This window comes from Kitasatospora sp. NPDC088779, from assembly GCF_040685395.1.
Taxonomy (GTDB): Bacteria; Actinomycetota; Actinomycetes; order Streptomycetales; family Streptomycetaceae; genus Kitasatospora.
In genome coordinates, this window is sequence record NZ_JBFBHW010000040.1 from 72,110 (window position 1) to 82,827 (window position 10,718).

The 10,718-nt window shown below is 74.7% G+C and carries 7 protein-coding genes; 1 reads left to right on the forward strand and 6 read right to left on the reverse strand.

All coding sequences use genetic code 11. The features are described 5' to 3' along the window. Positions 1-79: 79 nt before the first annotated feature. The 6 genes from AB0P03_RS30005 to AB0P03_RS30030 all read right to left on the reverse strand — a co-directional run bounded on the left by AB0P03_RS30005 (position 80) and on the right by AB0P03_RS30030 (position 9,923). The gene (locus tag AB0P03_RS30005; protein WP_363631805.1) at positions 80-1,351 is read right to left on the reverse strand and encodes a C40 family peptidase; all 1,272 of its coding nucleotides are present in this window, start codon (positions 1,349-1,351) and stop codon (positions 80-82) included. A 238-nt stretch (positions 1,352-1,589) separates the two neighbouring features. After that, a complete protein-coding gene (locus AB0P03_RS30010; RefSeq protein WP_363631807.1) occupies positions 1,590-2,672 on the reverse strand; it encodes a hypothetical protein in 1,083 nt (360 codons plus the stop codon). Between the two features lie 78 nt (positions 2,673-2,750). Continuing rightward, positions 2,751-4,526, reverse strand: a complete 1,776-nt coding sequence (locus AB0P03_RS30015; protein WP_363582400.1) for a threonine/serine exporter family protein — start codon at positions 4,524-4,526, stop codon at positions 2,751-2,753. 209 nt (positions 4,527-4,735) lie between these two features. Then, the gene (locus AB0P03_RS30020) at positions 4,736-5,389 is read right to left on the reverse strand and encodes a VTT domain-containing protein (protein ID WP_350878332.1); all 654 of its coding nucleotides are present in this window, start codon (positions 5,387-5,389) and stop codon (positions 4,736-4,738) included. A gap of 177 nt (positions 5,390-5,566) precedes the next feature. Further along, the gene (locus AB0P03_RS30025) at positions 5,567-7,924 is read right to left on the reverse strand and encodes a hypothetical protein (RefSeq protein ID WP_363631808.1); all 2,358 of its coding nucleotides are present in this window, start codon (positions 7,922-7,924) and stop codon (positions 5,567-5,569) included. Between the two features lie 61 nt (positions 7,925-7,985). Continuing rightward, entirely contained in the window at positions 7,986-9,923 is a 1,938-nt protein-coding gene (locus AB0P03_RS30030) for an ATP-binding protein (protein WP_363631810.1), read from the reverse strand. A 344-nt stretch (positions 9,924-10,267) separates the two neighbouring features. Between AB0P03_RS30030 and AB0P03_RS30035 the strand changes: the two genes are divergently transcribed. Next, positions 10,268-10,588: a hypothetical protein gene (locus tag AB0P03_RS30035; protein WP_363582406.1), complete on the forward strand. Its 321-nt coding sequence runs from the start codon at positions 10,268-10,270 to the stop codon at positions 10,586-10,588. Positions 10,589-10,718: the final 130 nt, after the last annotated feature.

Genomic DNA, 10,718 nt, shown 5'->3' on the forward strand with positions numbered 1-10,718 from the left:
TGCGCATGCGCAACTCGGGCGCAAAGTCAGTGGGAAAGCGCAAAATGAAATGGGAACCTACACGGAAGCGGGCCGGGCGCTACGGGCGGGCGTAGAAGTCGGGGGTGCCCATGATCCAGAGGCTGGCCTGTTTGACCGGCATGCCGACGCGGGGGGCCTCGATCATCTGGTCGTCGCCGATGTAGAGGCCGACGTGGTGGATGTCGACGGCGCGGCCGGTGTCCGTCCAGAACACGAGGTCGCCGGGGCGCAGCTGGCGGTAGCTGACCGGGGTGCTCTGGGCGTACTGGTCGGCGGCGAAGTGGTTGAGCTGTTTGCCGCCCTCGCGCCAGGCCATCATGGTGAGCCCGGAGCAGTCGTAGCCGGCCGGGCCCTCGCCGCCCCAGATGTAGGGCAGGCCGATCTTGGAGCGGGCGAAGGCGATGGCGGCGGCGGCGCCCTCGGCGGACCACGCGCCGCCGGCGGCGGGAGGTGCGGCCGGGGTGGCCTTGGCGGCGGCCTCGGCCGCGGCGGCCGCTTCGGCGGCGGCCTTCTCGGCGGCGGCGCGGGCGGCGGCCTCGGCCTCGCGGGCGGCGATCGCCTCCAGGGCCTCGCTGCGCCGGCGCTCCAGGTCGACGGTGGTGTGCCGGGCGGCGGCCAGGTCGGTGAGCAGTTGTTCGCGGCGGCGGTCGGCGGCGGTGACCGCCTCCTGCTGGGCCGCGAGCCGGGCCTCGGCCCTGGCCCTGGCGGCGCCGACCTCGGCGGCGGCCTTCTCGGCGTTCTCGGTGGCGGCGCGGGCGGCGGCGGAGGCTCGGGTCGCGGCGGCGGCGGTGGAGGTGGCGGCGTCGAGGATCTGCCGGGTGCGCTCGCTGGCGACGCCGATCACGGCGGCGCGGTCGCCGGCTTCGCGCGGGCCGTGGGCGCCGAGCAGGGCGTTGAGGGCGGAGAGTGCGGCGCCCGCGCCCTGGCGGTACGTTTCGGCGGCGAGCTGGGCGGCGTCCTCGGCGGCTGCGGTGCGGTCGGCCTCGGCGGCGGTGGCGCTCCGGGCGGCGGCGGTCTCGTCGGCACGGGCCCGGACGAGGGCGAGCTGGGCGCCGTTGTAGGCCTCGACGGCCTGTTCGGCGCTGCGGCCGGCCTGGTCGAGTTCGGTCCGGGCGGCGGCAAGGCCGGCTTCGATGGCGGTGACGGAGGCGGCGGTGCGGTCGGCCTCGGCGCGGGCCCGGTCGATCTCCCCGGTGGTCGGGTACGGGTCCTCCGTCCGGGCGGGGCCGGCGGCCGGTTCGGGGTCCGCCGGGGCGGCCTGGGCTGCGGGGAGCAGCCCGAGCAGGGCGGTGAGGGACAACAGGAGGGTCGGCAGGAGCCTGCGCGCCACGAGACATCCCCTTCTCACGGGTCCGGAGGGGACGGCGGCGGACGGTCCGCGGCGCTCGGGCGGGGCGGCCGGGCGGAGCAGGTCCGACGAATCATCCCATCACATGACAGAACGGTCACTCGCCGATCATGTTCTCAACTCCGGCGCTTTTCACACCTCGGACGCACTCCGCCGGGCGGGTGACCATCAGATGATCTGACCACAAGTCACCTTCAGCCGGGCGCACAGGGTATGCGAACTACCGGTGGATCCGGCGGGTGTGCGGCCGCAGGTGGGGGTGTCGCCCGGACCGGTGCTCCACCCCGGTCGGACGAACCGCGTACGTCCGATTGCGCCCCGCCCGGATCGCGCGACGGCGCCGCTGCGCCCCGAGGGACGGGCCCGCGCCGGGGCCGCCCCCGCTGTACGGCCCACCCGCCGCCGGGGAGTTCGCCGCCCCGGCCCCGGCGGCGGCCGCCGAGCGGCGGTCCGCCAGCCGCGCCTGACGCCGGGCCAGCGCCCGGGCGGCGTGCGCGTCGAGGTGGGCGGTGGCCCGGGCGGACATCCGCTCGGCCACCCGGTGGGCGGCGGGGTGGTTCGCGGGCACCTTGTCGGGGGCGCCGGCGATCAGGTCGAAAAGCCAGGTACGGGCCCGGTCCGCACGCCGGTGCAGCAGGCGCTCGCGCCGGAGCGCACGCGCCCGGCGGCGCGGGCGCGTGGCGTACCGCCAGCGGGCCCACGGGCTGCTCGGGCGGGCCAGCCGGATCGCCCCGATCCAGGACAGGCCGGGGACCATGATGCCGAGCAGGCCGGTCCACATCTTGCCCTTGATCAGGGTGATCACCGAGGCCAGGGCGTTCACCGAGATCACCGTGATCAGGCCCCACCTGGTCTCCTGGCTGGGCACCACGCCGAGCGGCACGTACCCGACCAGCAGGAGGGCGGTGAACAGGATCCCGAAGATCACCGCGTCCACCGACTTGCGGCCCTGCTCGCTCCAGTACACGTCGTCCAGGTGCAGGATCAGCGCGAACTCGTCCAGCACCAGGCCGCAGCCGATGCCGAAGACCAGCCCGAACCAGTCGATCCACGGGTGTCCGCCGTACGTGGCGAACACCCCGACGCCGCCGACCAGCAGGAAGCCCAGGCCGAACACCATGTGATGGATGTGCAGGCCGCCGGGGGTGACGTTGCCGAACCACCACCGCACCTCGGCGCGGATCATCCGGACGCTGAACCGGATGCACACGAAGGAGGTGATGAAGCCGACCAGCAGCAGGAACAACGGCTGTTTGTGCGCGGCGACGATGTGCTCGCGGTAGCCGTCCAGCAGTGTGGTCATGCGTCTTACCTTCGTTCCTGGTCCTGCGTGCGGCCTGCCGTGACATGGCCCGGAGCCCAACACCGGTCCAACGCGCGGTCAGAACCCGCGAGTGCGTTTGGCCGCCCGGCGCGGCACGACCGGGTACAGCGACGGGCGCTCGCCGCCGACCGGCAGCTTCATGAACATCCGGGCGATCTCACCGCCGAGGTTCACCCCGATCGCCAGCGCCATCGCGATCGCCGCCGCCCGGGAGACGGACACCAGGCCCGCGCTGGCGTGGCCCTGGGCGAAGGACAGCATCCCCAGGTAGAGCGCCGAACCGGGCATCAGCGGGCCGATCGCGGCGGTCACGTACGGCAGCGCGGAGCCGTTGCGGTAGCGCGCCATCAGCTGGCCGAACAGGCCGACCAGGCCGGCCGCCACCCCCGTCGCCACGATCGGGGAGATGCCCGCGTTGTACGCCAGCACGCCGTAGCTGGCCCAGCCGATGCCGCTGTTCAGGGTGACCAGCGCGAGCGAGCGGCGGTCGGTCTGCAGCAGCGTGGCGAAGGCCAGGGTCAGCAGCATCGCGGCGATCATCTGGACCGGCGGGTAGGTGACGCCCGCCAGGCTCTCGTCCGGCCGCAGCTTCGCCTCGAAGCCGACCCCCAGGTAGAGGATCAGCATCACGCCGATCACGATGCCCGCGACCAGGTAGATCACCTCCAGCAGGCGGGCCGCGGCGGTGATGTAGAAGCCGGTCAGGCCGTCCTGGACGGCGGCGACCAGCGCCCGGCCGGGCAGCAGCGCGAACAGGCCACCGGTGATCACCACCGAGCCGCGCAGGCCCCAGTCGTTGAAGGACAGGATGATCCCGGAGGCGGCGGCCGGCATCGCGGCTGCCACGAACTGGTAGAACTCCGGCAGCCGGCGCCGGGCCAGCGTGGAGGCCAGCCGGTCGCCGAGGACGGCCGCGACGAAGGCGCTGGCGAACACCAGCCAGGCCTTGTCGTCGATCCGCCCGCCGACCAGGAAGGTGGCCGCGCCGGCCAGCAGACCCGTGGTCAGCGCGAGCATCCAGCCCGGGTACGGGTGCCGGTTGCGGCGGATCAGGGCGAGCCGGCGGTAGGCGTCGTTGACCGTGACCTTCTCCGCGGTGATGTCCGCGACCAGCTCGTAGACCGCGTTCAGCCGGGTGTAGTCGGAGGTGCGGCGGCGCACCACCCGGTCGGCGGTGATCGGCGGCTCGACCAGCGAGGGCTGGTGCGAGATGCCGATCAGGGTGAAGGTCACCTGCGGCTCGCAGCGGTCCAGCCGGTAGGCGTGCGCGATGCCGAGCATCGCCGCCTCGACGTCCTCGGCGGCCTCGCCGCTGGCGAGCAGCAGCTCGCCGATGCGCAGCGTCAGGTCGAGGATGCGGGGGACGTTGCGGGTCGCACCCGCGGAGGGGTGCAGCTCGCGGGCGGTCCGTTCGAAGGCGGGGCGCTCGGACATCGGCATGCGCAGCAGGGTGCGCATCCGGTCCGGCCAGGGCGCCTCGCCGGGGGCACCGGCGGTCAGCTCCGGGACCGGGATGCCCATCGGCGGGGTGTAGCCGGCGGCCCGCCACTCCTCGGGGGTGAGGGTGTCCTCGGCGACCGATCGGCGGCGGGCCGGGCGCGCGTCCTCCGGGCCGGGCGCCTGCCCGGGCACGGGGTGCGGCCCGAGCGCGGGGTGCGGCCCGGACCCGGCGGGCGCCCCGGACTCGGGGGCCGGCTCCGGCTCCGGCTCCGGGGACAGCAGGCCCCTGGTCTCCGTGATCGGCGGGACGAAGGGGACGACGGTGGCGGGCTCGACGGTCGGGGCCGGATGGCCCAGCAGGCCCTCGGTGGGCGGCGCCTCGGCGGGGTTCACCGGCCGTACCGGCGGCGTCCGCCGGGTCTGACGGACCGCCCGGCCTCCCCTCGCCCGCTTGCCTGCGCCCGGTCGGCCCCGCTTAGGCACTTCCGCTCCTTGCCGCCCCTGGTGGCCGTCGGCCACCGTTCGATCTCGGGTTACACCTTGCCTGATCGAACTGCCGGACGCACATGTACGTGGCGTACCCCGGCGGGGGCCGCGGACGCCTACCCGGCGCGGTGGCGGTCGGCGGACGCCGCGCCGGAACGGCGGGCCCGCAGCAGTTCGACCGCCACCGGGACCACCGAGACCAGCACGATGCCGACCAGGATCGCCTCGATGTTCTCCCGGACGAACGGGATCTGGCCCAGGAAGTAGCCGAGCACGGTGACACCGGCGCCCCACAGCACGCCGCCGACGAGGTTGAAGACCACGAAGGTGCGGTAGTTCATCCTGCTCACCCCGGCGACGATCGGGGTGAAGGTGCGCACGATCGGCACGAAGCGGGCCAGCACGATCGCCTTGGGACCGTGCCGGTCGAAGAAGGCGGCGGCCTTCTCCACGTTCTCCTGCTTGAAGAGCCGGGAGTCGGCGCGGCGGAACAGGCTCGGCCCGACCTTGCGGCCGAACAGGTAGCCGACCTGGTCCCCCGCCACCGCGGCGGCCACGATCAGCGCGCAGACCAGCCAGAGCGGCTGGTGCAGGTAGGTGCCGCCGGCCACCAGCAGGCCGGTGGTGAACAGCAGCGAGTCCCCCGGCAGGAAGAAGCCGATCAGCAGGCCGGACTCGGCGAAGACGATGGCCAGGATGCCGATCAGACCGAAGGCGGAGATCAGGTTGGTCGGATCGAGCCAGGACGGGCCGAGGGCGAGGCTGGTCACGGGCGGACACTCCTGGGGGTCGAGTCTTGGCAATGAAATGGTAAAGCATTTACCAAGACTCGACAGATCCCGGGATGGTTCCCGGTCCGGGCACGCGCGCCCCGCCCCCGTGGCGCGCGTGCCCGGACCGGGCCGGGGCCGGACCAGACCGGGGCCGGCGGCCGGGGCCGGACCGGGTCAGAGGCCGTAGCGCTCGACGACCTCCTCGTGCCGGGCGGCGTCCGCGCCCGCCGCCTTGGCCAGGTCGAGCCAGGCGAGCGGGTGCGCCCAGTCCCCGGTGAGCCGGTGCAGCAGCGCGTCGGCCTCGGCGGCGGAGGCCGTCGGCGGCACCCCGAGGGCGGCGTACACGCCGGGCAGCGTGCCGTCCTCGTCGGCCGGGTCGGTGATGCGGTACTGCTCCCCGCTGTACGCCCAGACCGCGTAGCCGGCCTGCTGGAGGCTCTCGCGCAGCGCCGCCCACGGCTCGTCGCCGGGCCAGCCGCCGTCGATCCAGTACGTGGTGTACCCCGCCGGGTCGAGCAGGGTGAGCAGCTCGAACACCGGGCGCCAGCCGCGCCGCTCCTCCTCGGGGGCGTCCTCGGCCGGCGGCGGCTCCAGCAGCGCCGGGGCGAAGACCACCACGTCGCCGTGGTTGAGCGTCAGGTCTTCGCCGAGCACCGGCAGGATCCGGGCGGTGGCCGGACCGGTGCGGACGGCGGGCAGGTCGGCGGTGGCGCCGTTGGTGCGGGTGGCCCGGACGGTGACCAGCTGCCACTCCTCGTCCACCGGCCCCTCGGGCTCGTCGAACTCGATGCCGAGCAGCGCGCCGGCGGAACGGACCGCGGCCCAGTCCCGGTTGGCGGTGGCCGCCGTGATCAGGTGCCAGAGGTCGGACTCCTGGACGGTGCGGTGGCGCTCCTCCTCCGGGGCGGCCTCGGCGGGCAGCGCGTGCTCCAGGAGCTCCTGGTACAGCCGCTGCGCGGTGGCGTGGTCGCCCAGCTCGGTGGCGGCGCCGGCGGCCAGCCGGCGGGTGTTGATCCGGCCGGCGTCCAGGGCCAGGATCGCCTCGCACTGCTCCAGCACCTCGGCCCAGCGGCCCTCGGCGGCGGCCCAGCGGGCGCGTATCCAGTGCCCGTCCTCCGGGCTGTCGTCGGCCAGCCGGTCGGCGAGGCGGCGGACGCCCTCGCCGTCCCCCGCGTCGATCAGGGCGGAGCCGAGCATGCCGATCAGCACCTCGTCGGTCGGGGCGGTGTCGAGCCAGTGCCAGAGCAGGTCGGCGGCGGCCCGGGCGTGGCCGAGGCCGCCGAGCACCGCGGCCAGGTTGACGGCCAGTTCGGTGGCACCGGCCGGCTCACTCCGGTACTGGTCCAGGGCGACGGAGAGCAGGTCGGCGCCGGTCTCGTAGGACACACCGACCTCGGCCAGGTGCGCCGCCAGCTCGCCGGGCGGGACGGGCAGCTCGGGCTCCGGCAGCGCCTCGGCGGCCGCCCGCAGCGCGGCGACCTCCGCGGCCACGCCGTCGGTGCGGCGCAGCTGGGCGAGCTTGCGCTCCCCGGTCGCGGCGAGGGTCAGCGCCACCGTCCGGGCGCCGCGGGCGAGGGCGAGCCGACCCGCCGCCAGCAGCAGGTCCACGCACGGGCGGTGCGAGCCGGTGCCGTCCAGGTAGCCGACCCAGCCGGCCACGGCGGCGCCCAGCTCGGCGTCGTTCTCCCAGGCGCCGGCCGCGACCAGCAGCTCGACCGTGTGCGTCCAGCCGTCCCGCAGGTCGGCGTGGCGCTCGGCGGCCTCCCGGTCGGGCAGCAGCGCCAGCGCCTCCTCCGTCCGACCGAGCGAGGCCAGCGCGCGGGCCCGCAGCAGGCCGCCCCAGAGCCGGTCGCTCTCGTCGATCTCGTGGCCGCGGGAGCGCTCGGCCTGCTCGGCGGTGTCGAGCAGCGCGAGCACCTCCTGGTGCCGGCCGAGCCGGTGCAGGGTGCCGGCCCGGGCGTGGTGGAAGTGCAGCGAGAGCCGCTCGCCGGCCGCCTGGATCCGGGTGGCGGCGGTGTCCAGGTGGGCGAGCGCCTCGGTGTGGCGGCCGTCGTCCTCCAGCGCGTCGGAGTACTCGCGGGAGAGGCAGTCGAAGCAGGCGCGGCCGGGCTCGATCCGCTCCAGCGTCTCGCCGAGCACCGCCAGCCGCTCCGGCACGTAGCCGGGGCCGTCGACCCGGGCGTGGCAGATCGCGAAGTCCTGCACCACGCAGACGGACTGCGGGCAGCCCGCCGTCTCCTCGCGGTGGGCGAACTCCAGCAGGTCGACCGCCTCGGGCAGGGCCTGCTCGCCCTGGTGTCGCTTGTTCAGCAGGTTCTGCATCCGCCAGTGCCGCAGGTAGACCTCGACCCAGGGCAGGCCGAGCGCCCGGGAGGCGGCCAGCGCCTCCGGGTAGACGGCGTCCACCTGGTCGTTGCGGCCCTCGTTGGCGTGGCCGGGCAGCTCGTAGATGGCGTCGGCCAGCCGCCGGTGGCCGGCCTCGGCCAGCTGGCGGTGGGCGTCGTGGACCCAGGCCCAGATGTCGGTACTCATGTGGTGTCCCCCTGCGTGGTGCTGATGTGATGTCTACCGCGGACCACTGACAATCCGTCCGTCACGCCTCGTCCGGGAGGGCGCCGAGGGTGTCCGGGACGCCCGGCAGGCCGGCCGGGACGGCGGCGGTCAGCGCCGAGACCGCGGTGCCGACGCCGGACAGCGCGGCGGTGAGGTCGCCTCCGGACGAGCCGGCCGGGCCCGCCGAGGCGGCTGCCATGATCACCTTGAGCGAGCGGAGCAGCCCCGCCGCCGTGGCGCTGCCGGTGTGCCCGGCGCGGTAGGCGGCGAGCAGGTCCAGCACGGCCGGGCAGGACAGGTTGAGGTAGAGGCGGGCCCTGACCTCGCCGTCGGTGCGGGCGGTGAACGCCCGGGCCAGCCGCAGCGCCGCGGACGGGATCCGGGCGTCGGCCTGGTCGTCCTCGATCCGGGCCTTCAGCTCGGCCTCGCGGTCCGGCACCAGGACCAGCGGCAGGCCGGGCGGGTCGAACCGGGCCGGGACGAGCTGCTCGCCCTCGTCCGCGAGGGCGCCGGCCAGCCAGGCCGCCTCGCCGGCCGGCAGCGGGCGCTCCGGGTCGCGGAACAGCTCGCGGTCGCCGTGCTCGCTGCCCAGCTCGACCAGGCGGCAGCCGCGCAGCTGGGCGTAGCGGCGCAGGAAGGGCAGGACGGCGTAGCGGTCGCCGCGGGCGATCGGCACCCGCATCGCCCGGTACAGCATCTCCTCGAAGCCGCCGCCGCTGCCGAGCGCGACGTGCACCGCGCCCCCGCCCGCGGCCCGCAGCGCGCCGGCGGTGAGGTCGCCCTGGGAGGTGGGGACGGGGACGTCGTCGGCGAGCAGGGTGAACAGCCGCTCGTCGCAGAGCGCGGCGCCGAGCAGGTCCTGGCCGTGCCGGGTGAGGATGCGGCGCCAGGCGGCGGGCCGCAGCCGGGCGGTCTCGTACAGGCCGTCGACGATGGCGTCGGTGAGGGCGCGCTGGAGTGCGCGGTAGTGGTCGTCGCGCTGGAGGTCCTCGCGGCTGGCGGTGGGGGTGAGCCGGCTGGACTCGACCACGCCGCCGATGAACCCGGCCCAGCTGGGCAGCAGGTCGCGGGCGTCCTCGGCGAGCAGCATGCCGCGCAGGTAGACGGCGAGGTCGCGGTTGTCGCTGCTGCCGTAGGTGCCGCCGTCCTGGACCCAGAGCAGGCCGATCGCGTCGGTGCCGCCCGCGGCCCCTCCCCCGGTGCCGCCCTCGGCCGGGTGGACGGGGAAGGCGGTGAGCGGCTCGAAGCGGCGGCCGAAGGCGGTGGCGAAGCGCATCCGGGCGGCGTGCTGGTCACCCGGCACGCTGTGGCGCCAGGGCACCTCGACGTTGTTGACGGGCTGCTCGTCGTCGCCGACGTGGACCGGGATCGGCAGCAGCACGCAGTACCGGCCGAGCACGTCGCGCAGCGCGTCCTCGTCGGCGAGGTGGGCGTGTTCGGCCTTGAGGGTCAGCTCGACGACCGTGCCGGGGCGGGGCCGGGCGGGCACCGGGTCGACCTGGTACTGCTCGCCGCCCCGGCTGCGGTAGCGGTGGCCGAGGTGCGGTTCGCGGTGCGAGGTGGTGGTGACGGCGACCTCGTCGGCCACCGAGAAGGCGGAGAGGAAGCCGAGGCCGAAGGCGCCGATCAGCTCCTGGTTGCCGGTGAGGTCGCGCAGCATCCGGGTGTAGCCGGTGCCGACGGTGGCGAGGTAGGCATGGATCTCCGGCTCGGTGAGGCCGGCGCCGGTGTCCTCGATGGAGACGGTCCGCCGGGCGGCGTCGCCGCGCACCCGGATCAGCGGGCGGTGGTCGCCGTCCGGGTCCTCCAGGAGTCGGCGGGTGTGCGAGTCGTGGGCGTTCTGGACGAGTTCGCGCAGAGCGACCAGCGGGGTGGAGTAGAGGTGGGTGGCGAGGACGTTCACCAGTCCGCCGAGATCGACCTCGGTCGTACGCAGATCCTCGGCGGGGGCGGGCTCGGGCGGGGCACCTTCAGACATGGGTCCCCAGTGTGCCAGTGCGACTATCCGGCCACCATTTCTTTCTCCCTGAGAAAACTCGGTCAACTCCGCGTTGACAGCTCAGGGTTGTCCGGCCTTGCCGCCTTGCACGTCAACTTCCATCTCCACCAGCAGTTTTGAGGAGTGGAGATGCCGCCGTCGCAACCGTCGGGCTATCTCCGGATACGGCGTCACCATGACACCATCGGGGGAATTGCCACCTGTTTGGTGGAGTTCGTCCACGCTGCTGGTGAATGCTGAACGTGCGACGTCAGGCAACGGCGCCACGGAGCGGCCACTCCGGATCGCGCCACATTTCGCACCCCCAGCTCAGGGAGACCACCGTGTCCCGTATCCGCGCAGCCGCCGCCACCGCCCTCGGGGCGTTCCTCCTCGTCGGCTTCGGCGCCGCCAGCGCCCACGCCGACAACGGCGCCGGTGCCATCGACCACTCCAACAGCAGCGTCGTGAGCAACACCGGCTCCGCCAACGTCATCGGCAACGTCCACGGCAACGTGGTCGTCACCCAGCAGACGGCCACCGGCTCGGGCGCGAGCAACCAGAACAACGGCCTCGCCGCGACCGGCAACGGCGGCAACATCGGCGCTCTGCAGGGCAACGGCAACCTCGACGCCCGGGCCTTCTTCCCGGGCGCCGTCGGCTAGGTCCTGTCCGGCCCCGGGCGCAGCCACACCCTCCGGGCCGGGTGCCCGCCCCGTCAACGCGCCCTCGTGCCGGGCCTTGTCCGGCTCCGCCCCGGTCCTCGCCCTGCTCTTCGGCTTGGCGCCGTTGCTC

What these genes read in the sequence shown, in the direction of transcription:
- AB0P03_RS30010 (WP_363631807.1), bottom strand. Translation starts at nt 2,672, where the DNA reads ATGACCACACTGCTGGACGGCTACCGCGAGCACATCGTCGCCGCGCAC.
- AB0P03_RS30025 (WP_363631808.1), bottom strand. Translation starts at nt 7,924, where the DNA reads ATGAGTACCGACATCTGGGCCTGGGTCCACGACGCCCACCGCCAGCTG.
- AB0P03_RS30030 (WP_363631810.1), bottom strand. Translation starts at nt 9,923, where the DNA reads ATGTCTGAAGGTGCCCCGCCCGAGCCCGCCCCCGCCGAGGATCTGCGT.